The organism is Hwangdonia seohaensis (genome assembly GCF_031932625.1).
Classification (GTDB): Bacteria; Bacteroidota; Bacteroidia; order Flavobacteriales; family Flavobacteriaceae; genus Hwangdonia; species Hwangdonia seohaensis.
The window spans coordinates 348242-372588 of the sequence record NZ_JAVSCK010000003.1 but is presented as its reverse complement, the minus strand read 5'-3'; the positions used below and the strand labels follow the sequence as shown (position 1 = coordinate 372588).

The 24347-nt window shown below is 35.6% G+C and carries 22 protein-coding genes; 11 read left to right on the top strand and 11 right to left on the bottom strand.

The genetic code is table 11. The annotated features are described in order from the left end of the window. Positions 1 to 2: 2 nt before the first annotated feature. Entirely contained in the window at positions 3 to 1523 is a 1521-nt protein-coding gene (locus RNZ47_RS10735; RefSeq protein WP_311939801.1) for a RagB/SusD family nutrient uptake outer membrane protein, read from the top strand. 107 nt (positions 1524 to 1630) lie between these two features. Beyond that, positions 1631 to 4954 carry a VCBS repeat-containing protein gene (locus tag RNZ47_RS10730; RefSeq protein WP_311939800.1) on the top strand — a complete coding sequence of 1108 codons (3324 nt, stop codon included), beginning with the start codon at positions 1631 to 1633 and terminating at the stop codon, positions 4952 to 4954. Between the two features lie 126 nt (positions 4955 to 5080). On the opposite strand, the gene RNZ47_RS10725 is transcribed toward RNZ47_RS10730, so the two are convergent. The 9 genes from RNZ47_RS10725 to RNZ47_RS10685 all read right to left on the bottom strand — a co-directional run bounded on the left by RNZ47_RS10725 (position 5081) and on the right by RNZ47_RS10685 (position 17312). Then, positions 5081 to 5506: a heavy-metal-associated domain-containing protein gene (locus RNZ47_RS10725; protein WP_311939798.1), complete on the bottom strand. Its 426-nt coding sequence runs from the start codon at positions 5504 to 5506 to the stop codon at positions 5081 to 5083. Positions 5507 to 5540: 34 nt separating this feature from the next. After that, on the bottom strand, positions 5541 to 7319 hold the full coding sequence (locus tag RNZ47_RS10720; RefSeq protein ID WP_311939796.1) for an efflux RND transporter periplasmic adaptor subunit: 1779 nt from the start codon (positions 7317 to 7319) through the stop codon (positions 5541 to 5543). A gap of 24 nt (positions 7320 to 7343) precedes the next feature. After that, positions 7344 to 8081, bottom strand: a complete 738-nt coding sequence (locus tag RNZ47_RS10715) for a PepSY domain-containing protein (RefSeq protein ID WP_311939795.1) — start codon at positions 8079 to 8081, stop codon at positions 7344 to 7346. 53 nt (positions 8082 to 8134) lie between these two features. After that, complete coding sequence (locus tag RNZ47_RS10710) at positions 8135 to 10861, bottom strand: heavy metal translocating P-type ATPase (protein ID WP_311939794.1); 2727 nt, start codon at positions 10859 to 10861, stop codon at positions 8135 to 8137. A 1-nt stretch (position 10862) separates the two neighbouring features. Continuing rightward, entirely contained in the window at positions 10863 to 12074 is a 1212-nt protein-coding gene (locus tag RNZ47_RS10705) for a TolC family protein (RefSeq protein ID WP_311940574.1), read from the bottom strand. A 59-nt stretch (positions 12075 to 12133) separates the two neighbouring features. After that, a complete protein-coding gene (locus RNZ47_RS10700) occupies positions 12134 to 12493 on the bottom strand; it encodes a four helix bundle protein (protein WP_311939792.1) in 360 nt (119 codons plus the stop codon). 62 nt (positions 12494 to 12555) lie between these two features. Next, positions 12556 to 16254, bottom strand: a complete 3699-nt coding sequence (locus RNZ47_RS10695; RefSeq protein ID WP_311939790.1) for an efflux RND transporter permease subunit — start codon at positions 16252 to 16254, stop codon at positions 12556 to 12558. A gap of 108 nt (positions 16255 to 16362) precedes the next feature. Next, on the bottom strand, positions 16363 to 16776 hold the full coding sequence (locus RNZ47_RS10690; protein ID WP_311939789.1) for an HYC_CC_PP family protein: 414 nt from the start codon (positions 16774 to 16776) through the stop codon (positions 16363 to 16365). A 161-nt stretch (positions 16777 to 16937) separates the two neighbouring features. After that, on the bottom strand, positions 16938 to 17312 hold the full coding sequence (locus tag RNZ47_RS10685; RefSeq protein WP_311939788.1) for a hypothetical protein: 375 nt from the start codon (positions 17310 to 17312) through the stop codon (positions 16938 to 16940). A gap of 88 nt (positions 17313 to 17400) precedes the next feature. On the opposite strand from RNZ47_RS10685, the gene RNZ47_RS10680 reads away from it, so the two are divergent. The 7 genes from RNZ47_RS10680 (at position 17401) to RNZ47_RS10650 (ending at position 21616) form a co-directional block, all read left to right on the top strand. Continuing rightward, positions 17401 to 18531: a tyrosine-type recombinase/integrase gene (locus RNZ47_RS10680; protein ID WP_311939786.1), complete on the top strand. Its 1131-nt coding sequence runs from the start codon at positions 17401 to 17403 to the stop codon at positions 18529 to 18531. Between the two features lie 146 nt (positions 18532 to 18677). Further along, a complete protein-coding gene (locus RNZ47_RS10675) occupies positions 18678 to 18971 on the top strand; it encodes a hypothetical protein (protein WP_311939784.1) in 294 nt (97 codons plus the stop codon). 277 nt (positions 18972 to 19248) lie between these two features. Then, a complete protein-coding gene (locus RNZ47_RS10670; protein ID WP_311939782.1) occupies positions 19249 to 19398 on the top strand; it encodes a hypothetical protein in 150 nt (49 codons plus the stop codon). Positions 19399 to 19693: 295 nt separating this feature from the next. After that, complete coding sequence (locus tag RNZ47_RS10665; RefSeq protein ID WP_311939780.1) at positions 19694 to 20092, top strand: hypothetical protein; 399 nt, start codon at positions 19694 to 19696, stop codon at positions 20090 to 20092. 3 nt (positions 20093 to 20095) lie between these two features. Beyond that, entirely contained in the window at positions 20096 to 20491 is a 396-nt protein-coding gene (locus tag RNZ47_RS10660; protein WP_311939778.1) for a hypothetical protein, read from the top strand. Positions 20492 to 20502: 11 nt separating this feature from the next. Further along, complete coding sequence (locus tag RNZ47_RS10655; protein WP_311939776.1) at positions 20503 to 21090, top strand: hypothetical protein; 588 nt, start codon at positions 20503 to 20505, stop codon at positions 21088 to 21090. Positions 21091 to 21313: 223 nt separating this feature from the next. Next, complete coding sequence (locus tag RNZ47_RS10650; protein ID WP_311939774.1) at positions 21314 to 21616, top strand: hypothetical protein; 303 nt, start codon at positions 21314 to 21316, stop codon at positions 21614 to 21616. 380 nt (positions 21617 to 21996) lie between these two features. Here the strand turns inward: RNZ47_RS10650 and RNZ47_RS10645 are convergent, their stop codons facing one another. Further along, entirely contained in the window at positions 21997 to 22284 is a 288-nt protein-coding gene (locus tag RNZ47_RS10645; protein WP_311939772.1) for a hypothetical protein, read from the bottom strand. Positions 22285 to 22600: 316 nt separating this feature from the next. Between RNZ47_RS10645 and RNZ47_RS10640 the strand changes: the two genes are divergently transcribed. Next, positions 22601 to 22867, top strand: coding sequence for a hypothetical protein (locus RNZ47_RS10640; protein ID WP_311939770.1), 267 nt, complete (start codon positions 22601 to 22603; stop codon positions 22865 to 22867). Positions 22868 to 23214: 347 nt separating this feature from the next. Beyond that, positions 23215 to 23448 carry a hypothetical protein gene (locus RNZ47_RS10635; RefSeq protein ID WP_311939768.1) on the top strand — a complete coding sequence of 78 codons (234 nt, stop codon included), beginning with the start codon at positions 23215 to 23217 and terminating at the stop codon, positions 23446 to 23448. Between the two features lie 486 nt (positions 23449 to 23934). On the opposite strand, the gene RNZ47_RS10630 is transcribed toward RNZ47_RS10635, so the two are convergent. Further along, on the bottom strand, positions 23935 to 24255 hold the full coding sequence (locus tag RNZ47_RS10630) for a hypothetical protein (RefSeq protein ID WP_311939766.1): 321 nt from the start codon (positions 24253 to 24255) through the stop codon (positions 23935 to 23937). Between the last annotated feature and the right edge of the window lie 92 nt (positions 24256 to 24347).

Genomic DNA, 24347 nt, shown 5'->3' with positions numbered 1-24347 from the left:
CAATGAAAAAATTAAAATATATAATTATAACAGTATGCTTTATCGGGTTTTTAAATTCATGTAGCGATGATTTTATTAATGTTGAAAATAAAGAAGTATTAACTGAAGAGAGTTTTTGGCAAACCGAAGCTCATGCCATGCAAGCCCTAACGGCCGCCTATGGTGCCATGCAAAGTGCAAGCGGAAGCAAATGGGCGTTTTTTGAAGAAATTTACACGTCTATGGCATACAGAGCAGACGATGTAACCAATAATACAGCCGAAACTTACGGGCGTTCTTTAGCAAGTTTTTCCAACACAACCGAAGAAAGCGGTCCATACAATGTCTGGCAAGCAAGTTACGCCGGTATTGGTCGCGCCAATCAAATATTACAGCAAGTGCCCGAAATGGAAGCGCTTTCTGCCGATACTAAAAAAGGATTGGTTGCCGAAGCCAAATTTTTAAGAGCCTACTACTATTTTTGGTTGGTAACAGGTTTTGAAAATGTACCGCTTGTTACCACATTTAGTGGCGAATTGGAAAACTTATTTCCAAGTCAAGCTGCACCTTCTGCCGTTTGGGCACAAATAGAAACAGATTTAAGTGAAGCTGAAGCAGATTTACCAACAAGCTATCCATCAGAATGGAAAGGTAGAGCCACACAAGGGGCTGCAAAAGCATTGTTGGGCAAAGTCTATTTATTTCAAGAAAAATGGGGTCCAGCCGAAACAAAGTTGGAAGAAGTTACGGGTATGGGCTATGCATTACTACCAAATTATGCCGATAACTTTAACGGATTAGCTGAAAACGGAAGTGAAAGTGTTTTTGAAATTCAATTTTCAGGAGACCGCTCTAACGGAAATGACGAGCGTCAGGTTTTCAACTTTCAGGTATCTCCTTATGCCTTTGGTGGCTGGGAATTGTTTTACCCATCACAATGGTTGGTTGACGAAATGAAAACAGATTTAGATGCGGGTGGCGATATTAGCAATCGGGTTTACGAAAGTATTTTCTTTGACGACCCCAACTCAGAAATGTACAGTAGGGATTCCGGTCAAAATGAAACCTATGCCAGTGTTGCAGCAGATTTAAACCATCCTAAATACTTTAAAAAGTATGCGTTTAATGCCGATGAAAATTTCTATAACGGGACTAATATCTCTGTAATCCGTTATGCCGATGTGCTGCTCATGTATGCCGAAGCCTTAAACGAAAACGACAAAACACCATTGGCCATAGACCAGGTTAACATTGTGAGGCAACGTGGTGGCGCAGAAGCTTTGGGCACAATGACAAAAGATGAATTGCGCACGCAAATCCGTCATCATGAACGTCCCGTTGAATTGGCCATGGAATTTGGCATACGTTGGTTCGATTTATACCGATGGCAACGCGGAAGCACTGCAACAGAATCTATTAAAACCACTTTGGAAAATCACAACAAACCTTTTGCAGAGAATTTTCAAGACAAGCATATTGTGTTCCCAATTCCGCTGCAAGAAATAAATATAAATACCAATTTGGATCCAAATCCAGGGTGGTAAAACTTAAGAAGAAGAGTTAGTTTTAGATTAGTTTCTTAATTGGATGCACCTAGGAATAAACTTATTTCTAGGTGTTTCTTACTTTTACATTTATCAAATTCATTTTAATGATTAAACCCCATCACTATATCACGTTGGTTATTGTTTTTTTAAGCATGTTTAACTTTTCATGTAAAAAGGATTCAAATAAAGAAACACGCCAAACAGAAGCCCATCATTCAACCTTGTTTTCAGAGCTACCAGCCCATGAAAGTGGCGTGAATTTCATTAACGACATACCCGAAAGCAGCGCTATGAATAGTATGGTTTACGAGTATTTCTATAATGGTGGCGGCGTTGCGGTTGGCGATATAAACAATGATGGCTTATCCGATATTTATTTTACATCCAACTTAAAAGACAACAAACTTTACTTAAACAAAGGCGATTTTAAGTTTGAAGATGTAACGGAAAAGGCTAAAGTTAAAGGCTCTTTCGGATGGACAACAGGTGTTACCATGGTAGATATAAATGCCGATGGTTGGCTGGATATTTACGTGTGTAAATCTGGAAAAGGAAAGGCAAAAAACAGGCAAAACGAATTGTTTATAAATAATAAAAACGGAACTTTTACAGAAAGCGCAACTCAATACGGATTAAATTTTTCGGGTTATAGCACGCAAGCTTCTTTCTTTGATTTCGATAAAGATGGTGATTTGGATATGTTTTTGCTTAACCATAATGTTTCGCCAATAAACACAAACAATCCTGAAAACTTCAAGAATAAAGAAGATGAATTTGTGGGCGATAAATTATACCGAAACGACAACGGTAAATTTGTAGATATATCAAAACAATCCGGCATAATTGGCAATCCCTTAGGTTTTGGTTTGGGCGTATCGGTTGGCGATTTAAATCAAGATGGGTGGCCGGATATTTACGTTGCAAACGATTATATAGAACACGATTATTTATACTATAAAAATGGCGATGGTACTTTTACCGAAAGTTTAAAATCGTCTTTAAAACACATTCCAAATTTTTCAATGGGCACCGATATTGCGGATTTTAATAATGATGGCCTTTTGGATATTATGTCGTTAGATATGGTTGCCGAAGATAATTACGGTATTAAAACCAGTATGAGCGGCATGAATCCGGAAATTTTTAACCATGCCGTTAACAATGGGTTTCATTACCAATATATGTTTAACGCCTTGCAAATGAATTTGGGCGACCAAAATTTTAGCGAGATTGCGCAACTCTCTGGAGTCTCGAATACCGATTGGAGCTGGAGTCCGCTTTTTGCAGATTTCGATAACGACGGCCATAAAGATTTGTTCGTTTCCAACGGATTAAAAAGAGATTTTAGGAATAACGATTTTAGAAACCACAAGCTAAAGCGTTTAGAGGAAGCCCAGAAAAACAATGAAAAAATGGCTGCCGTTATTGAAGAATTAGTGAAGCAAACACCACAAAGGAAAACACGTAATTACTTTTTTAAAAACAATGGCGATTTAACTTTTAACAAAACCTCTGCAGATTGGGGCATTACAAATGCAACGTTTTCAAATGGCGCCGCTTATGCCGATTTAGATAACGATGGCGATTTGGATTTGGTAGTTAATAATATTGATGAACCGGCTACCATTCTAAAGAACAATTCCAATAAAAACTATCTGCAATTTCAATTTAAAGGAAATCCGAAAAACCCTTTTGGTATTGGTGTTCGCGTAGAAGCTAAAACAAAAAGCGGCACTCAATATTTAGAAAATTATCCCACGCGTGGGTATCAATCGGCCGTAGAACCGATGTTGCATTTTGGTTTAAACCAATTAAAATCTGTTGAAAGCATCACCGTTATTTGGCCAGATAATAAGTTTCAAACTCTTAAAGATGTTTCAGCAAATCAGCGATTAACAATAAATTATAATGATGCCAAACCCCTTGGTAAATTTAACAAAGCCCCAAATACAACTTTGTTCACCGATGTTACTAATCGTTTAAAATTAAAACATAAACACATCGAAAACGACCATAACGATTTTATCAACGAAAGTCTTTTGCCCCATAAAATGTCGCAATTTGGACCAGCCGTAGTCGTTGCAGATATCAATAATGACGGTTTAGACGATTTTTATATTGGAGGTTCAAAAGGGCATTCCGGGACTCTGTACATTCAAAATAAAGATGAGATGTTTAGTGTTTCCAATGCTGAAACTTGGGACATTGATAAAAGTTATGAAGATGTAAATGCGATTTTTTTTGATGCCGACAACGATGGCGATTTAGATTTGTACGTCGTCAGCGGTGGCAACGAATGGCAGGCGAATAGCAGCATGTATCAAGACCGACTTTACATAAATACAAATGGTAACTTTAAGAAATCCAACACGAATCTTCCTAAAATGTATTCAAGCGGAAGCTGTGTAAAACCTTTTGATTTTGATAAGGATGGCGATTTGGATTTATTTATTGGAAGTCGCCTAAAAGCACAAACCTATCCGTTTTCCGACACAAGTTATTTGTTAGAAAACGACAACGGAAAATTTAAAGATGTTACGCAACAAAAAGCGCCTAAATTATCAAATATAGGCATGGTAACCGATGCTATTTGGACCGATTTTGATAACGACAATCAAACCGATCTAATAGTGGTTGGCGAATGGATGGAAATTAGTTTTTTTAAAAATGAAAACGGTAATTTTATACGGCAAGAAAATATGCTTCCTAATTCAAGTGGATGGTGGAATAGCATAAAAGGCGCCGATTTTGATAATGACGGCGACACCGATTATATTGTTGGGAACCTCGGTTTAAACTATAAATACAAAGCTTCAGTAAAAGAGCCATTTGAAGTGTTTTCAACAGATTTTGACGATAATGGCACTAACGATATTGTTTTAGGCTATTATAATAACCAAGATTTATTTCCGCTTCGCGGACGTGAATGTTCATCAAATCAGATGCCATTTATAAAGAAAAAATTTCCAACATATAACGATTTTGGTTCTGCTAAACTAATCGATGTTTACGGAAAAGAAAAACTAGAGGAAGCCTTACATTTAAAAGCAAGCACCTTTGCTTCTGTATATTTGGAAAATTTAGGCAATGGACAGTTTAATACGATGGCATTACCAAACCAAGCCCAAGTATCTTCTATTAACGATATTTTAATTGATGATTTTAACAACGATGGATTAAAGGATATTTTGGTTGCTGGCAATATGTATCAATCTGAAATTGAAACCACAAGAAACGATGCCAGTTACGGCCTGTTGCTAATCAATAACGGTAAAAACCACTTTAAACCCATTTCGGCCTTAGAAAGTGGAATTGCCATAAAAGGTATGGTAAAAGATTTATCAACCATACAACAAAAAAACACCAAGTCGATCCTCGTTACAATTAATAACGACGCTCTGGTTGTTTACAATTTAAACGCCCAGTAAAGGTTTTTTTTAATGATATTGACTGAATATTTTTAGTAATAAAATAAAAGACACTATCCTTAAAGCATATAGGTTTAATAACAGGCTGTAAAAGGATAGTGTTTTTTTTACTACTAATTATTTTTCTTAGTGTACTTCTGCTTTTATGTCACCCGACTGATTCATCATCATATCGTGATCGTATTTGCAGCAGCCTGGTAAGTTGTCATAGGCCGCTAAATCGCCAGTTGCTTTCTCGGTATCGTAACCTGAAGCTGCAATGGCTTTATGAATTGCCATGGCGTCTGTTTTGGTGTCATCAAAAGAAACATCTATTTTCTTTTTATCCACATCCCAAGTCGCTTTTGCAACACCTGCAACGCCATTGGCTGCCTTTTCAATGGTTTTTTTACACATCCCACAATTCCCTCTTACACCAAAAGATAGGTCGGTCATAGCAATTTCGCTAGACACCTCGGTCGTCGTTGTTTCGGTAGTTTGTTTCGCTTCGTTTTTACAACTTGTTAAACCCATAGCCGCAATTACAGCGACACTTAAAATTACTTTTTTCATTTTTAATTATTTAATTGTTATTATTAGTCTTTATTTATTCTATGACTTGTTTTACTTCGCCACAAGTTAACATGGCATCTCCAAAATACGGATTAAAAACTTTTTCTTCTTTACTCAACCAATAGCCGCCTTTGTTGTTATCTACCATAGGACAAAATTGATGATACACCTTTTCATTGATACCAAATACCTCAATCGCATTGGTTAATTGTAACGATAGATTTTTAAAAGAAGTTCGCTGTGCTTCAATTTTAGAGGTGTTTGAAATAAACGTTGCTGCTGTCTTTATCTCTTGTTCCAAGGCCATCCAGTGATGATGCGTCTCATCATCTTTTAGCAGTGCCATATCCACTTTAGATAAGTTTTCCATGAGTTCTCTGGATGCCGCTTTTACTTTTTTTGAATCATCTTCAACTAGAGCATCTTTTAATTGAATATAATCGTTGAAAACAGTTTTCAGTTGATTTTGAAAGACCTTTGAAACGCTTACCCTTTCATTCAAATTGAAATGGTTTTTGGTATCTTCCGAAGCTGACTCCGACATTCCCTGGTGTCCTTCGTGACCCTTCATAACTTTGTCAGCATCTTTATTCATCATAGACTTTTTTCCTTGCAACTGTGCGGCTGCATCAATTGTAAAAGTACCATGGGATACAATTTCATCGCCTTGCTCCAATCCTTCTAAAACCTCATAATCTGCACCCATTTTATGGCCTATCGTAATCTCACGCATTTCAAAAACGGGTTGGTCTAGATTGGTTTTTAAATACACCACAGAACGTTCTCCTGTCCATAAAACCGCAGTTGCTGGAACAGTTAACACGTCATTCTTACCGGAAGAAACTCCTTTTATGTTGCCTTCAACAAACATGCCTGGTTTGAATAAATCTTTTTGATTATTCAATACCACACGCAAGGTTACAGTTCGTGTTTTTGTGTTCAAGGTTGGCTCAATAAAATCTACTTTTCCCGTGAATTTTTTATTCGGATAGGCCTTTGTAATAATGGCTACCTCTTGTCCCTTTTTAAATAAATCGATTTGATTTTCGTACACATCAAAATTGGCCCAAACCGTTTTTAAATTGGCAATTTTGAGCAATGGTTGACCTTGTTTCACATAATCGCCTTCTTCTGCTAATTTTTCTGAAACGGTGCCCGAAACCGTGGCATACACAGGTACGTTTTCTTGTACTTTACCAGAGGTTTCAATTTGATTGATTTGATTTTCAGAAAGCTTCCATAATTTTAATTTGTTTCGAACGGCTTTGTATAAGGCAGGCTGCGTTTCTCTTAATGCCGATGCTGTAATCAATTCTTGTTGTGCCGCATATAATTCGGGTGAATAAATGGTAGCCAAAAGTTGTCCCTTACGCACGTCTTCACCTGTAAAATTTACATTAAGGCGTTCTATTCGTCCGGAGAAATAACTCACTTGTACGGCATTAGCTTCTTCGTTTTCAACAATCTTTCCGGATAATTTAATGGCATTAGCTTGAGTTTCACTATTACCGACAATTGTGGTTTGTATGTTTGCCAATGCCATGGCGTTTTCTGTGAGCTTAAATTGGTCGGCCAACAATCCATCTGCACCAGCTTCGGCCGGAATTAAATCCATACCGCAAATGGGGCAATCACCGGGTTCGGGTTGCATGATTTGTGGGTGCATGGAGCAGGTCCACATTTGATTGGTTTCTGCAACTGCATCGTGATCATGTTTGGTTTCTGTATGGGAAGAACCGCCAAAAAACAACCAGCCTAAAAGGATGCCTATGGCAAGTAAACCAACGTAAATGAATACTTTGTTATTTTTCATTTTCTATTTATTTTAATATTATTTTCATTTGTTTTTCAACGCTTCAGAGGTTGTTTTTTTGCTTTTTTTATTAAATCTTCTAATTGATGGCGAACTGGTAAACCACAATAAAAAACCACTTAAAACGGTAATCAATCCTAATACGGAAAATGCTCTTAGAACAAGCGTATTGAAATTATCTCGTCCTTTATAGTCCATGGTATGCGTCATCCATAAAAAATCGAACCATCGCCAATCTCTATGTCTTACGGTTTGGAAAGCGCCGTTATTTAGAGCGACATAAGCTTTAAGGTTTTCATCGGTTTTATATGAAATCTCATAAGCAGGCAACGGTTTTCCTCGGTATTCATGGTGTGCACTTACACTCTCAATTTTTTTAATATTTTCTACTTCCAAATCAGACAACATATAACGCTCTGCAACTGTAATGGCTTCTTTTTCGGTAATTCCTTCTTTTTTAGCACCTGAATTAGCGTGATATAGTTGTTCATCATTTATCCAATAATAAGGTTCGCCAGCAATTTCCAATAATTCCAAAGATGCAATAGCTTGATTGGTTTCCAATTGAGCGGTACCAATTAAATTAGAGAAAGCCGTTTGTAGCGGTTTTTCTTTTTTAAAATGATCACCGTGAATCTCGTCAATATCGGTCCAGCTGAAATAGAGTCCACTAATCGTCCATATTAAGAATTGAATCCCTAAAAACAGACCCAAATAGCGATGGGTTTTTCTTATTTTTAATGCTGTATGTCTATTTACCATATTTGTTGCTAGTTTTTACGACTTTATATTATTTATTGGTTCTTATGAAATAGTTATATATTAATCGTTCTTAATCGCAATGCATTTGCAATAACCGATACCGAGCTAAAACTCATAGCTAATGCTGCAATCATTGGTGACAACAATATTCCGAAAACCGGAAATAACACGCCTGCCGCTACGGGTACGCCTAAAGTATTGTAGATCATGGCGAAAAACAGATTTTGTTTGATGTTTTTCATCACACCATGACTTAGGTTTTTGGCTTTTACTATGCCGTGTAAATCGCCTTTAACCAAAGTTATCATAGCGCTTTCAATGGCTACATCGGTTCCCGTTCCCATGGCGATGCCGACATCACTTTTCGCCAATGCCGGTGCATCGTTAATGCCATCTCCAGCCATTGCCACAACCTTGCCTTGTTTTTGCAGTTTTTCCACTTCTTTGAGCTTGTCTTCTGGTAACATGCTGGCTTTAAAATCGGCAAGATTTAACTCTGTAGCAACTGCTTGCGCGGTGTTATGGTTATCGCCTGTTAACATAATAACATCGATACCTTTGTTTTGAAGTTCTTTAATGGCTTTGGCGCTTGTTGCCTTTATTTTATCGCCAATAACCACATAACCAACAACAGCTTTGTCTATTGCTAAAAATGAAACCGTTTTGCCTTGTTTTTGATAGGTTTTTGCTTCGTCTTCCATGTCAGTAAAAATTTCAGCTTTTGCATAATCCATCATTTCCGGATTTCCCAATGCTACGCTTTTACCGTTTACTTTCCCTTCAACCCCTTTTCCTGTTACGGCACTAAATCCTTCGGATTTTAAGACTTCCGCTTTTTGTTCTTTTCCATATTTAACGGTGGCTTCGGCCAGTGGATGTTCAGAATTGCTGTTTAACGAAACGATATATTGCAGGACCTCAGCTTCGGTTAAATTAGAATCAAAGGCACCCACTTTTTCTACCGTTGGTTTTCCTTCGGTAATGGTTCCTGTTTTATCGATGATTAAGGTATCTACCTTATCCATTTTTTCGAGGGCTTCGGCGTTTTTAATCAGCACACCATTTTGAGCACCTTTACCAACACCGACCATAACTGACATAGGTGTTGCCAATCCTAGCGCGCATGGACAGGCAATAATTAACACCGCAATGGCATTTACAAAAGCATACACATAAACGGGTTCTGGTCCCCAAATGGCCCAAACCGCAAAGGTTATTACCGAAATAATGACCACAGCAGGCACAAAATACCCAGATACTTTATCGGCTAAATTCTGAATAGGTGCGCGACTTCTACTGGCATCATTCACCATGTGGATAATTTGGGACAACAAGGTATCGCTCCCAACCTTTTCGGCTTTCATCAAGAACACTTGATTTCCGTTTATAGTTCCGCTGCTTACTTTATCATCAACCGACTTGTTTACGGGAATCGGTTCTCCTGTAATCACGGATTCATCAATGGTGGTTTCACCTTCGGTTATCGAGCCATCTACAGGAATTTTATCGCCTGGTTTTACTTTTAGAATATCTCCTAATTCAATGTTATCGATACTGACTTCCACATCTTCACCATCTACAATTTTTGTAGCCTTATTTGGTGCTAATTTTAATAATTCTTTTACCGCCGAATTGGTTTTACTATGTGCTCGCGCCTCCAAAAGTTGCCCTAAAAGCACCAATGTTAAAATCACCGTTGCTGCTTCAAAATAAACATGAACTGCTCCGGATTCGGATAGGAATTGCTCTGGAAAAATATCTGGAAAAAACATGCCGAACACACTAAATAACCACGCTACACCTGCGCCAATCCCAATAAGTGTAAACATGTTTAAGTTCCAGGTTTTGATACTTCTGTAGGCACGTTCAAAAAACATCCAAGTGGCATAAAAAACTACGGGAATGGACAATACAAACTGAATCCAATTCCAGTTTTTTTGATGCATGATTTCAAATAATGGATTGTTAGTCAGCATTTCGCTCATGGCAATGATGAAAATCGGCAATGTGAATATCGATGCAATCCAGAATTTCTTCAACAGCTTTTTATAGGTTTTCTCTTCAGAAGACAAATCTGCTTGCATGGGCACTAAATCCATCCCGCAAATAGGGCAAGCACCTGCTGCATCTTTCACAACTTCAGGATGCATAGGACAGGTCCATTGCTCGGAATGGGTTGAAGATAAATTTTGTTCCTCAACCAAATCCATTCCACAAACCGGACAATCGCCAGCTTTATCATAGGTTTTATCGCCTTCGCAATGCATGGGGCAATAAAAAGTGCCTGTGCCTTTACCTTTAGGTTTTTCTACTTTTTCTTTTTGCACTGGCTTTTCTCCAAGTTTATGAATACTATAACTTCCTCCATCCTTTTTCAAAGCATCTTGAAACGTTTCTATAGGAATAGGTGATACCATTTCAATCGTAGCTTCTTCTTTTTCTAAATTGACCGTTGCTTCTGAAACACCTTTTACTTTTGAAAGTATGTCTTCAACGTGACTGCGACAACCGTTGCAGGTCATGCCATGTACGTGATATTTTATTCCTACGGAAGCAGGAATCTCATCATTCTGAATGCGAATAGTATAGGTATCTCCATCCTTTTTCAAAGCCTCTTGAAATGTTTCTATAGGAATATGTGATTCCATTTCAATAGTGGCTTCAGCCTTTTCTAAATTGACGGTTGCTTCTGAAACACCTTCCACTTTTGAAAGTATGTCTTCAACGTGACTGCGACAACCGTTGCAGGTCATTCCGTGTATGTGATATGTGTGTGTCATATTAATTGCTTAAATAATTAATTACTGTCGATTGCACATAATAGTTTTTAACCGACTCTACTTGATTCATTTGGAATTTTAATTGCAATTCCTGAATATCCAAAACATCATTAAAATCAATCGTTCCGGTTTCGTAACTTTTAATTAAAATGGTTTCGGCATCTTTGGCTTGTTTTAGGTTTTTCTCTTGGGTAACAAACTTAATTCGCGACTGATTTCGCTGCGAAATGGCTTTTGACAGTTCCGATTTCAACATATTAAATCGTTGTTCTTTTTGCGATTGGATTTCCTGTTTACGCAATTCGTTTTGTTTGGTTTGAGAGCTATACTTTTTATTGAAAATAGGTATGGAAACCGACAACATGGGCATCACCATATCTTTATACGAACTGGTAATCATTGGGCTGTTTTCTTGGTTGATATATTCCACGCCAAAACCTATCATCGGGCCACTTTCTTTTTGGTTTAACAATTCGGACTGCTCTACCGATTGATACAATTTATCAAATTTGAGCAACTCTGGGTTTACTTCCAAACTTTCATAACTGTAAAAATTATCGTCTTCTGGAATTACCATAGCAGAAACCACAGATACCTTAACATCATAATCACGATTCAACAAACCATTCAATGCTGCTTGTATCCCGTTATATTGCTGAACTAATACCTCTTTCTCTTGTTGCAATTCATTTTGTCTGATCTGTAATCGTAAAACATCTACGGCTGATGCTTTACCTACTTCTAACGAAGTGAGGGCAAGCTGTTCGTAAGATTGTAAGAGTGCAATGTTTTTGTCCAAAACGTCTTGTTTGGATTTAATTTCATACAGTTGGTAATAAAGTTGCGACACCGAAAGCACCAATTTTCGTTTCGCTATCGTTATTTCAATGTACTGTGCATCGGCCATCGAAGTCGCATAATTTTCTCGTGCCGTTATGGTGCCAAACCAAGGTAACATTTGCATAACGGAAACTCGAAAACGTTCCATTGGCATATCCATTTCAGGTTTTACAGCCATAACGCCAAAGTTAAATTCGGTATTTGGTAAACTGTTCACTTCGTTTACTTTTTCGGACGCAATTTGATGCTGAAAATCGAACTTTTGAATTTCAGGATTGTTCTCTAAAGCTTCGTTTATCAATGTTTCCAATTCTTGAGCACTCATAGAGTGAAAAGTGAAAAGTGAAAAACTAAAAATCAAAACAGTTTTCATACGAAATATAATGTCTAGAAAACTAAAATCAACTGCTTTTAATGTGTATATAAACTGTTTCATTTTTGAATATTTGATTTTGTTGTTTTAATAGAGCTTACTAACATGGCAACTAATTCCTTATTTAAAACAAAATGTAATTGATGCTCTTCTTCATTTATATAGCCAGTATCTTTCAACAAATCCAACCAATACAATGTTTCATTAGCTTCTTTAAGTGCAATACTCATTTTGTTTACAAAATCCTTCTTGCTTTGAGCAAATTCAGCCTCTCTAATTAATGCGCCAACTGCGGTTCCACTTCTCAAAAACTGCTTACTTAATACAAATTCTCTTTTTTCAGAAACTAAAATCTGAGACAGTTTTACGACCATAATTGCAAAGGCATAACTTTTATCTTTTAAAATACTTTTACTCATAACTTTAAACTTTTAGTTTTTTACTCTTCACTTTTAACTGTTCATTCTTCACTTTTCACTTCTCACTTCTCACTTTTAACTTTTAACTCCGCTCTCCAGCTATATAAAACCGGGACTACAAACAAGGTAATTAACGCGATAAGCATGCCTCCAAAACTTGGGATTGCCATAGGAATCATAATGTCGCTTCCGCGTCCTGTAGATGTTAAAATGGGCAATAAAGCTAAAATGGTGGTTGCTGTTGTCATCAAACACGGTCTGATTCGTTTTTCTCCAGCTTCGACAATGGATGCTCTAATTTCCTTCTTGTTTTCGGGTGTATTTCTACGGAAGGTTTGCGTTAAGTAGGTTGCCATAACCACACCATCATCGGTTGCGATTCCGAAGAGTGCAATAAACCCAACCCATACGGCCACACTTAAATTAATAGGATGCATTTGAAAGAGGTCTCGCATATTTTCGCCAAAGAAATTGAAGTTTAAAAACCAACCTTGACCGTAAAGCCAAATCATTAAAAACCCACCCGCAAAAGCCACGGCAATTCCTGTAAACACCATTAAAGACGTGGTTACGGAACGGAATTGGAAGTAAAGAATCAAAAAGATAATGGCCAATGCCAATGGCACAACTACCGATAAGGTTTTTTCGGCCCTTATTTGATTTTCATAAGTTCCTGTAAATTGGTAATTAATGCCTTTTGGCACGATGAGTTCACCGGAATCTATTTTACTTTGTATCAAAGCTTGTGCGTTTTCAACAACGGTTACTTCTGCAAAATCATCCAATTTATCAAAAAGCACATAACCCACTAAAAAGGTGTCTTCACTTTTAATCACCTGTGGCCCTTGTTCATAACGAATACTTGCCAATTCGCTTAACGGCACCGGACTGCCTTTTTCAACTGGAATATAAATTTGTTTTAAATCGGAAGGATCTCCTCGTAACTCCCTTGGGTATCGCACACGAACGCCATAACGCTCCCTACCTTCAACGGTTTGCGTGAGCACCATACCACCTATGGCAACCTTTAGTACATTTTGAACCTCTTCAATCGTGATGCCATATCTGGCAATTTTCTCTCTATCGATATCAATTAACAGATACGGTTTCCCAACAATTCGGTCTGCAAAAACAGCTTCTTGTTTAACTCCTTCGGCATGCTTTAGTATATCTTCCAATTGGACTCCAAAGGCTTCAATTTGCTTTAAATCTTGACCTTTTACTTTGATTCCCATAGGAGCGCGCATGCCTGTTTGAAGCATCACCAGTCGCGTTTCAATAGGTTGTAGTTTTGGTGCCGAGGTTACTCCTGGTAATTTGGTAACTTTTACGATTTCGTCCCAAATATCATCAGGTGATTTAATTTCCGGTCGCCAGTTGCGGTAGAATTCTCCGTCGTTATCTTCTATTAGTTGTTCTTTGACATTAACAGATTGCCACGCTTCACTTTGTTCCGCTCGCAATGACATTCCGTTTTTTAATACATATTCACCATCATCATTTACTTTATAGCGTTGACGTTCTCTCTTTTCATTCAGCATATATTCTGGTTTATACTGAATAATATTCTCGTACATTGAGAGAGGCGCAGGGTCTAAAGCCGATTCGGTTCTACCTGCTTTACCCACAACGGTTTCAATTTCAGGAATACTGGCAACTGCCATATCCAATTGTTGTAAAACCCGTTTGTTTTCTTCAACTCCAGAATGTGGCATCGAGGTCGGCATCAATAAAAATGAACCTTCATTTAGCGATGGCATGAACTCCTTACCTGTGTTTTTCATGATGAAAAAACCGGCAATCACAATGGCTGTTGGTACAGATAGAAACAACAACTTGTTATTTAAACACCATCTTAAAATTCGCGTATAAAACTTTATGAATAAGGCAAATACACCTAACAATCCGAAGCAAATGACCCCAACAAAAATGAGGTTCCAGAAAATACTTTTATCAACACCCAATGGTCGCCAATATTCCGCTAAAAGAAATACAATGGCAGTTGCAGAAATTATGATATTTATAAGATTTGCTCGTTTTGCGTTAACTATCTCTTGACCTTTTAAAACGCCGGTAACACCAAAAGCCATCAGAATAATGCCTAACCAATAGCCATAAAAAAGACCTATTAATCCTGCTAAAACCAAAGCCGCATTTAAAATATAACTGAAACTTTTTTTAATGCTTTTTCTTCGGAATAAAAACGCAGCAAAGGGTGGAATCAAAAACAAGGCCACCAAAATGGAAGCGGTTAACGCAAAGGTTTTGGTAAAGGCCAATGGCCGGAATAATTTGCCTTCGGCACCAATCATGGTAAACACAGGGATGAAACTGATAATGGTGGTCATTACTGCGGTTACGATAGCTCCAGATACTTCAGCGGTAGCGTTGTACACCACTGTATTTATAGATTCTTTTCCATCGTCCTCATCCAAATGCCTGATGATGTTTTCTGAAAGTATGACCCCAACATCCACCATGGTTCCAATAGCAATCGCAATTCCAGAAAGCGCCACGATATTAGCATCAACATTAAAGAGTTTCATGGCGATAAATACCATTAATACGGCGACGGGTAATAGGCCGGAAATTAAAATGGATGCCCGAAGATTGAATACCATAATGATAATCACCAAAATGGTAATTAAAACCTCTAAAGTTAAGGCTTCATTTAAGGTGCCTAAGGTTTCTTGAATGAGTTCGGAACGATCATAAAAAGGTACTACGGTTAGTTGTGATGTTCTTCCGTCCTTTAGTATTTTAGACGGCAATCCAGTGCTTAATTCACTGATTTTTTCTTTAACGTTGTTAATCACTTCCATCGGATTGGCACCATAACGCGCCACAACTACACCTCCAACAACTTCTGCACCTTCTTTATCCAATATGCCTCTTCGAGCTGCAGGCCCTAAAGCTACTTTAGCAATATCCTTAATTTTGATTGCCGTGAAATCTTCTGAAGTCACCACAGCATTTTCAATATCTGAAATGGATTTCACATAGCCCAAACCGCGTACTAAATATTCCGCTTTATTGATTTCCAAGGTTTGTGCACCAATGTCCTTATTACTTTCCTTTACAGCTTTTACAACTTGGTTCAATCCAATATTGTATTGGCGCATGAGTTCTGGGTTCACATCAATTTGATATTCCTGAACATAGCCACCAATTGAAGCGACCTCGGAAACCCCACTTGCCGAAGACAAAGCATATTTTACATAGTAGTCTTGAACACTTCGCAACTCATGTAAATCCCAGCCACCTGTAACGTTTCCGTTTTCATCGCGCCCCTCTAAGGTGTACCAATAAATTTGCCCCAAGCCCGTAGCGTCTGGCCCTAAAGCAGGATTAACACCCTCCGGTAATAAACCACTTGGTAAGGAGTTGAGTTTTTCAAGAATCCGACTTCGGCTCCAATAGAACTCAATATCTTCTTCAAAAATGATATAGATGCTCGAAAAACCAAACATAGACGAACTTCTGATGGTTTTCACCCCAGGAATTCCCAGCAATGTTGTGGTTAAGGGATAGGTAATTTGGTCTTCAATATCTTGAGGCGAAATCCCGTCCCATCTGGTAAAAACAATTTGCTGATTTTCTCCAATATCCGGAATGGCATCTACCGCAACTGGGTTGCTAGGCAAAAATCCAGTATTCCAATTAAAAGGGGCATTTACTGTTCCCCAACCTATAAAAAGGGCGAGTAACAAAACGGCTACGAGTTTATTCTCGATAAGGAATTTGATCGCTTTATTAAGCATAAAAATTGATAATTAAACAGTTAGACATTGGTGTTAAGAAAACACCGAATACAACAAATTATCCGTATAACATTACAGCCATAGGATAACACGGTTTTCTGTTTAAAATCAAATTAAATAGGTCTCGTCAATCTTGAAGATTTGTTTTGTGACGAGTGGTGGTTTGTACTGTTCAAACGAAGATGATTTTTTATTTACATCTTCAAAAAGGTTAACATGAGCGTAAACAAATGAAGCTATAAATACTTGCTGTTCGAAAGAAATTTTATCAACGTGAAGTTGTAATTCATCCTGACCTTCAACTACGGTTTGTTCGTTTTTACAGCAATCCTTTTTAGTAATAGCACATCCTTCGGTAGAAGGTTTTTCCATTTCCATGCCGCATCCTTTTACTTTATGGAATATGGCAGTTTCCACCAAAGTATCTCCACAATAATGCATATTAAGGGTAAAGGACATTGTAGAGAACAACACTACAAAGGCCATTGCAAAAGACGCTATTTTATGGAACACTTTATTCATACCGGTTACAAAAATACAAAATTTTTAAAAAAGGCAGTATACAATTAACACGAGTTTAAGTATCTCAATAGGTTTACAAGCTATTCAGATGAGCCATTACAAATAAATAAATAAATGCAAATCCTGGTATTTATTATTACTCGGTAATTAGCTAAAAACATTTAATCCATATAATCCTGCCATTGGATTAAAATATATTTTTCGATGTTATTTTCATTTTTTCTTAAAAAACCATATTCATAAACAAAAAGATAAACATCGCCTTTGTGGTTTTTCCAATAATGGGTAAAAAATTTAGGGTTAAACCCTTGATTTTGTAAAACCTGGGCCCGCACCGTCGCTTTTCCTGCTTTATTATAGGATTTTAAAATACGCCTATTGCGTTTTAACTGATTGTCTACCTTGTTGTAAAAGCGTGGTGCTTCTTCTTGAGCACGTTTGTAATGGTAAGAGCTTTTACAGTGTACATCGCAGAATTTTTTATCAGACCTCCCTTGAATTTCCTTAGCGCATGTTAGGCATTTTATTGTTTTCATATAAATGAGTTAGTCGAATATTACACGTATAATATTCGTTTAATATACTTATAAATTAAATATTAAAAGTATTTTTAAGAAAAAACTTATGACCATTATAACCCTAAAACCTATTTGGAAGAAGGAAATACAATACATTCTAATTAACTTTAAGGATAATAAACAAGTTGCGAACTGTGTGAAATCTTTTCCCAATGTAAATTATAGCAAAACCCATAATACGTATTACCTGCCTTACCATAAAAATGCCATTTCAGAATTGTTCAACTATTTTAGAACACAAAAGTGGTTTGTTGACTATAGTGCCTTTAAGTCGATATCAAAATCTATAGAAAAGACGAGTCAAAAAAAGACAACTATCATTTCCAAATTGCCTGTTTTAAACTTTGAGCAAAAAACAGAAATGGACAAATTTAAAAGGTGGTTGGAGCAAAAACGCTTTAGTCTAAACACAGTTAACACCTATGTTGAAGTAACGGTATTATTTATACGGTACATGAATTTAAAGCAAATAAGTAGTCTTTCCACTAGAAGTATCGAACAATTTAATTATGATTTTATCTTCAAATCGAGAAAATCTGTTTCTTATCAAAATCAATGTATTAGCGGCATTAAACATTTTTTTTCTTTTAAAAATATTGATGTAGAATCACTGGATATACAACGCCCTGATAAGGACAAAAAGTTGCCAACCGTATTTAGTAAGAACGAAATAAAAAGTTTACTTGACAATACCAAAAACATTAAACATAAAACACTTTTAAGTCTCATATATTCGGCAGGTCTTAGAATTGGAGAGGCACTTTCGCTAAAACCAGAAGACATAAATTATCAGCGAAATTTAATACACATTAAAGCTGCAAAAGGCAGAAAGGACCGATACACATTACTCTCGAACTCTTTAATACCATTACTTACTACATACACCAATCACTATAAACCCAAAGTTTACTTATTTGAAGGACGCGATGGAGCGCCTTATACCCAAGTCAGTGCGCGACAGGTTTTAAAAAAATCCCTACTAAAAGCTCAACTACAAAAACATGCCACGTTACATACCTTACGACATAGTTTTGCCACACATTTATTGGAAAGTGGAACGGATATAAGGTATATTCAGGAACTACTGGGTCATAACAGTCCAAAAACCACAATGATCTATACCCATGTTACCACAACCAATTTAAAAGACATTAAGAATCCCCTCGACACATTATAAGAATTTTATTATATTGCAATGAAGAACTTAAAATAATAACAATGGAAATTTTATTAAAAATACATCGTTATCCCGCCGTAATGGAATATTATGATGCATTTAATAACCCATATAAATAAGTTGTGTTTAATTTAAAACAACCGAACATGGAAGAGAAAGACGAAAATTATAAAGAAATAAATATATATCAAGATTTAACAGACGGATTACAAAATGCTGTATTTCAAGAAGATAAATATAAAGAAGTGAAAGATTATGCGAAAGAAAAATTAATAGAATTTCAATTAGAGAATAAAACCAAACTACCTATTATGTTTATGCATAAAGTACCTAAATTTGAAAGAATGGAATCATTACCTAATGGTCAGTTACAAGCAAAGAAATGTTTGGATTTTTTAGACGAACTGAACGAAGGCTTGTTGGAGATTTGGAACAAATAAGACCTAAAAGTTTAATTTTGGCTAAATATACATTTATACAATCATCATCAAAGTTTGTAAAATTCTGACCCTCTAAAGAAGTAAACATTTGGTCGAGTTCTTTTAAGTCCTTTTCTTTAAGGCTATGGTAAAGAAACTCTTTAATAGCATCGGCATTGGCTATCTCGTTTTTTTTTGGTTCTATTTCGGATTTTAAAGACATAACTTTTTACTGACCTTAGCAGAGCGCAACTGTTGCGTGCGACTGACAAAAAATACGATGTTAAAAACAACACCTATGAATGAACAAAACATTTTAGACGCTATAAGCGATTTAGTTTCTGTAACGGAACAATTAAAAACAGAAGTAAAAAACCTAAAAAAATCTAACAAAGATTTATCAGGTAAATTAAGATTGTTAAACAGTAATATAGAAAACAGGTTATAACTTAGAGTTATCTTTAACTAATGTTTCTGTTACTCGTATAATTTGACTAATATCAGAAACACTATAACCTTTTAATAACTTAACAATTGTAATTGCTACGTTAATGTGTTTTTTACTTCTTAATTCTTTTACATCTTTGGAAACAATTAATTCTTCCGACATTGAATAAAAACTAAACACAACATCGTATAAAATTAATGCGCTGTTGCAAATTAACGATTAGCGACCTTATTTTTTGGTTGGCGCACTAATCTTATACCAACCGTTACCACCAATTTGAAAAAAATTCAAGCCTATGTTCAATTTTTTAAAAAAAGGAAAAGAATTTAACCGATTAGCAAAAGCCTTCAACGGAATTAATGTTATGGTTCAAGACGTCTATCCACAAATTCAGCAAAATCCAAGTCGTTCCGAATTTGGAGAAACATTACTTGCAATTGCATTTATCGCATCTAAAGGTGTAGATGACAGAATTGAAGAAGGAAATATAGCTATCGATGCGAAAATTATAGTTCCAACAATTCAAAGAGGTTTTATAACAATAATGTATGCTTATCAACAAACAGTCGGAAAATTACATATTATGGCGGAACAACTCGAAATGTCTAATATCGTTCAAGAAGTTTTAGACAAAGGTCCAGCATATTATAAAATTGAAAAAACTATTCCACCACAACTAATTGATAATATTTAAAATATGATTTGGATTTTACTAATAATCGGAATTATTGGCTTTGTTCTATATAATTTTTTTCGTGATAAAGACCAAATGCTAAAACGCCAAGTTGATATGCAAGGCGGAATGGCTAAAAAATATGAATTTCTTGTTGGCAAGCTAACTCAAGAACCAAGCGCAAAAGTTGTAAAAGTTACGCGAGACCAAATCCATATTCGAGCAGAAGGACAAACAACTGCAACAAATTTCATTATTACAGAAACCTTCAATAAAACCGAAATTGAATGGGTTGGTCAAATGGCAATGTTAGGGAAACATAATCACAAATGGACTTATCCACATAACTATCCACAACAAAAAATGCTCGATGAAATCGGAGAATATATGGAGTGGAAATCAAATCAAATGTTTAACTAATAAATTAAAAAATGGGACTATTCGACATTTTCAAATCAAAAAAAGAAATTAAAGATGCTTTAAACGACCCTTCAAATCCATTAAACAATCAGAGCTACGAACCGGCTAAAAACAAATCAAAATATACAGAAACACCATTTGGAAATTTTACCATTGAGGATAGAGTATTTATGATTGCAAAAGGCGGAATTGTAGAATTAAAACAAGCATATAAAGATTTAACTGACGAAGGTAAATTTGAAGTTATTCTGTTCAATTCAACAATAGCAATGTGGTATTATTCAAAAAATAATCCTGACAATCCAATAAACAATCCAAAATATATAATGAAGATTGTTGACCAAGCACGAACTTATAACATTCCGACAGCTGAAAACGAACTGATGGGTTTTATTGTCAGCCGATTGGGTTTCTACGCTAATGAATTTAATCAACTTTCAGAACCTGAAAATGTACCAAGTAAAATATTTTCGTGCTTTTATGAACATCCTTTGTCAAGTCCAGAACCAAGTTTTGATTTAGGCGAAATTTTTCAATTTAAAATGGCGTTGGGAATTATGATAAAATGGGTAAAGGAAAACACAAACAACATCGGATAAAAAAACTGGTGGTAACAACGTATATAGCTCATAGCTAATCAGTTGCTTAAACGAAGTTAAGGCATATTTGCCAGTCCGCCAAATTTTTTAATTTGGCTTATTGAGAAAAAGGTAATAAGAAAATTAAAAAATTTGGCTCGTGCTTAATCCGAAAATAATTTCATAATTTGCACGCTACGAGCCATATACAAGACCGTTGTAAACAATTAAAAACAATACATTTATGAACAAACATTCAAGTCCAACAGAAAAGCACGAAATCGAATTACAGAGGTTTATAAATAAATATAAAGACAAAACCTATGACGATATGCACTATATGGTATTAGAAATAAAATCAAGTAGCATTTCGGAATTTGAATACCGCCTTAAAGATGCTTTGCTTAATGATATCTCAAAAATGTCATTCGGTCCTTTATGTTCGATTGGTATTGTTGTATCAAGGTTAATAGACAACAATACAATGGCAAAAAATGAACTTAAACAGATTTACAGTAAGATTCAAGAAGCGAAACAAAGGATTTAGTTTCTTTCAAGTATTCTCTTAACTGTTCTTCATTCAGGTTTAACGGATTTGACAAACTATTGACTACTTTATTGTATTCGATTTTAGTAATTAAGTTAGGAATTAAAAACTTAATCTCATTTGATGAACACTCAATGTCATGTCTGATTTTATTTAAATCGTCTTGGAAAACCGAGTTATTGTCTGACATAAAAAAACTGTTTACAACACCGTATAAAAATAATGCGCCATACGATGCTTAATTAATGGATAGTGACTTTCTTTTCATTGGCGCACTATCCTTATACCAACCGTTGTGTGTCATTTAAGACACGTTAATAATAAAATTTTGAACTATGAAAATAACAAAACAAAAGAAGAACTCGAAAAATTACACAGAGTTACGATGTCTTTCTTGAAAGCTCTTCCTCAATCGCATCGTTCATCGCTTCTACAAGGGAAATTCTTGTCGGTTGACCTGAATTTTCTCGCTTTTCTGAACGCTTTAATATACGCTGACAAAGAACTTCAATCTCTTTAATGTCATTTAATTGTTGACTTATATAAAATAAATCGTGTTTTTCTTTAATTTTCATTTCTTCAATAGCTAGACAAATACCTTTAAATTCATCTTCTGACAGATTTAAAAGTTGTTTCGCTTTATTTAATTTTTTTAATACTAAATCCATAACGAATGTAATTAGACGAATTTATTTGTAAATCGCAATGCTTCCTAATGAATCTTGCGACTGATTTTAGCGACAGTAATGAAAAAGAACTTATAACACTTAAATTCACGTTTATAATGTGTTCTAAAAGGAATCCAATTATCTGAATTGAAAACTGATTTAATAAAATTATAAACCGACTTAAACATAATAAAACGTCACACAACACCGTATAAAAATAATGCGCCATACGATGCTTAATTAATGGATAGTGACTTTCTTTTCATTGGCGCACTATCCTTATACCAACCGTTGTAATTAATTTAAACCAACCCAAATGAAAAGAAACGAATTTCAAGTTTTTTGCGATCAATTCATAGATTTAGATTTCGGACAATTACAGTCCGTATTCGACAATGCTAAAATTAAAGATGCTACGAAAAGAAATGCCCTTAAGTACTTAGTATTAGGTGGGCGTGACTATTCCAATAGCGAGAGAAAATTAGCGCAAGACATCGGACAGTACTTTATCGACCACGAAAGCCAGAATAAAGAGTACTATCAAGACCGTCTGAAAAAGATTGTAAAGACGATAAAAGGTTAGACAATAATTCGTTTAGTTTCTCAGGGTCTTTAACCACAATATTAAAAAATTGCTCGTCACTGACAATATAAGTCTCTGACTGAAAGATTTTTTTAATTACTCTAGGGAGAGCTCCTTTTATTAGATCTATTTCTTGAACACACTCTGATTTTACAATAGACATGGTAAATGGGATTTAAACTAATTACAACACCGTATAAAAATAATGCGCCATACGATGCTTAGTTAATGGATAGTGACTTTCTTTTCATTGGCGCACTATCCTTATACCAACCGTTGTAGCAAATTTAAACAGAACACCAATGGATAGAATAAAACAATTAGCATCTGCTATTAAAGACAAAGAAATGACAAAGTTAGAAACAGACATGAAATACAATTCATTTTACTCGGAATCTGACAAGAGAATCATAATGACACTTTTAGGCGGATTAGATTCAAGAGAAATCGGAAACCACGAATTAGAAAACGCATCTAAATTAGCCGCCGAATTATCTAGTCTTTACAAAGACAATCCTGAGCTTAACGACTACTATATGAGAAGGAGTCAAACTCTTTTAAAGCGAAAGAAAGACAATTAAGAATGCTTAAAAACCTTTCCTTGTCTTCAATGTCTTTTATAGCCTCTCTGTAATTTAATTCATTGTTGTCAAATAATTTTTGAGCCGAAAACATCTTTTGAATAACAGGACTGATTAAACCAGTGCATTTATCTAATTCAAAACATGACTTAAAGAACAACTCGTTTTCTTTATCTTTATACTCCATAATAAAAACTTGCTACAACACCGTATAAAAATAATGCGCCATACGATGCTTAGTTAATGGATAGTGACTTTCTTTTCATTGGCGCACTATCCTTATACCAACCGTTGTACAATATTTAAAAACAGAACATTAAATGAATAAACATTTTGAAAACAATGATTTAGACGTAACATACTCACGATGGAACGTTGGAAACGGAACTGAATACGTTTTACCACCTTTGTCATTAGACAAAAAACTAATGATTTTAAAAATTAAAGACGGAGAATATACCAGAATTGATTTCAAACTATTTGAGTTTAATGACCTGTTGATTTTTCACGATTTGTTGTCTGACCAGAAATATGGTTTTGACATAGACGATATAGCTCTTGATAAAATTTATCTTCGTGTCCAAAACGGGAAAGGTGTTGAATGGAAAAGGCTGTCGATAGAATCAATAGATGATTTGCTAAAACATTTTCATTGAATTTTGGACTATCCAAAACATCAATAAGAGTTTTCAAAACATCTTTTGGCTCATAAAACGCTTTGACCTCTGACTTTTCTTTGTTTGACCACAAAAAACGAACATCTTTAGGTTCTTTATTGAATAACTTATCAAAATCTACATCTGACATTATAAACTGATTTAAAAAAACATTGTACAACATCGTATAAAATTAATGCGCTGTTGCAAATTAACGATTAGCGACCTTATTTTTTGGTTGGC

What these genes read in the sequence shown, in the direction of transcription:
- RNZ47_RS10720 (WP_311939796.1), bottom strand. Translation starts at nt 7,319, where the DNA reads ATGAAAAATAACAAAGTATTCATTTACGTTGGTTTACTTGCCATAGGC.
- RNZ47_RS10650 (WP_311939774.1), top strand. Translation starts at nt 21,314, where the DNA reads ATGAACAAACATTCAAGTCCAACAGAAAAGCACGAAATCGAATTACAG.
- RNZ47_RS10715 (WP_311939795.1), bottom strand. Translation starts at nt 8,081, where the DNA reads ATGGTAAATAGACATACAGCATTAAAAATAAGAAAAACCCATCGCTAT.
- RNZ47_RS10725 (WP_311939798.1), bottom strand. Translation starts at nt 5,506, where the DNA reads ATGAAAAAAGTAATTTTAAGTGTCGCTGTAATTGCGGCTATGGGTTTA.
- RNZ47_RS10690 (WP_311939789.1), bottom strand. Translation starts at nt 16,776, where the DNA reads ATGAATAAAGTGTTCCATAAAATAGCGTCTTTTGCAATGGCCTTTGTA.
- RNZ47_RS10640 (WP_311939770.1), top strand. Translation starts at nt 22,601, where the DNA reads ATGAAAAGAAACGAATTTCAAGTTTTTTGCGATCAATTCATAGATTTA.
- RNZ47_RS10695 (WP_311939790.1), bottom strand. Translation starts at nt 16,254, where the DNA reads ATGCTTAATAAAGCGATCAAATTCCTTATCGAGAATAAACTCGTAGCC.
- RNZ47_RS10675 (WP_311939784.1), top strand. Translation starts at nt 18,678, where the DNA reads ATGGAAGAGAAAGACGAAAATTATAAAGAAATAAATATATATCAAGAT.
- RNZ47_RS10700 (WP_311939792.1), bottom strand. Translation starts at nt 12,493, where the DNA reads ATGAGTAAAAGTATTTTAAAAGATAAAAGTTATGCCTTTGCAATTATG.
- RNZ47_RS10635 (WP_311939768.1), top strand. Translation starts at nt 23,215, where the DNA reads ATGACAAAGTTAGAAACAGACATGAAATACAATTCATTTTACTCGGAA.
- RNZ47_RS10735 (WP_311939801.1), top strand. Translation starts at nt 3, where the DNA reads ATGAAAAAATTAAAATATATAATTATAACAGTATGCTTTATCGGGTTT.
- RNZ47_RS10680 (WP_311939786.1), top strand. Translation starts at nt 17,401, where the DNA reads ATGACCATTATAACCCTAAAACCTATTTGGAAGAAGGAAATACAATAC.
- RNZ47_RS10685 (WP_311939788.1), bottom strand. Translation starts at nt 17,312, where the DNA reads ATGAAAACAATAAAATGCCTAACATGCGCTAAGGAAATTCAAGGGAGG.
- RNZ47_RS10710 (WP_311939794.1), bottom strand. Translation starts at nt 10,861, where the DNA reads ATGACACACACATATCACATACACGGAATGACCTGCAACGGTTGTCGC.
- RNZ47_RS10660 (WP_311939778.1), top strand. Translation starts at nt 20,096, where the DNA reads ATGATTTGGATTTTACTAATAATCGGAATTATTGGCTTTGTTCTATAT.
- RNZ47_RS10645 (WP_311939772.1), bottom strand. Translation starts at nt 22,284, where the DNA reads ATGGATTTAGTATTAAAAAAATTAAATAAAGCGAAACAACTTTTAAAT.
- RNZ47_RS10705 (WP_311940574.1), bottom strand. Translation starts at nt 12,074, where the DNA reads ATGAAAACTGTTTTGATTTTTAGTTTTTCACTTTTCACTTTTCACTCT.
- RNZ47_RS10655 (WP_311939776.1), top strand. Translation starts at nt 20,503, where the DNA reads ATGGGACTATTCGACATTTTCAAATCAAAAAAAGAAATTAAAGATGCT.
- RNZ47_RS10665 (WP_311939780.1), top strand. Translation starts at nt 19,694, where the DNA reads ATGTTCAATTTTTTAAAAAAAGGAAAAGAATTTAACCGATTAGCAAAA.
- RNZ47_RS10730 (WP_311939800.1), top strand. Translation starts at nt 1,631, where the DNA reads ATGATTAAACCCCATCACTATATCACGTTGGTTATTGTTTTTTTAAGC.
- RNZ47_RS10630 (WP_311939766.1), bottom strand. Translation starts at nt 24,255, where the DNA reads ATGTCAGATGTAGATTTTGATAAGTTATTCAATAAAGAACCTAAAGAT.
- RNZ47_RS10670 (WP_311939782.1), top strand. Translation starts at nt 19,249, where the DNA reads ATGAATGAACAAAACATTTTAGACGCTATAAGCGATTTAGTTTCTGTA.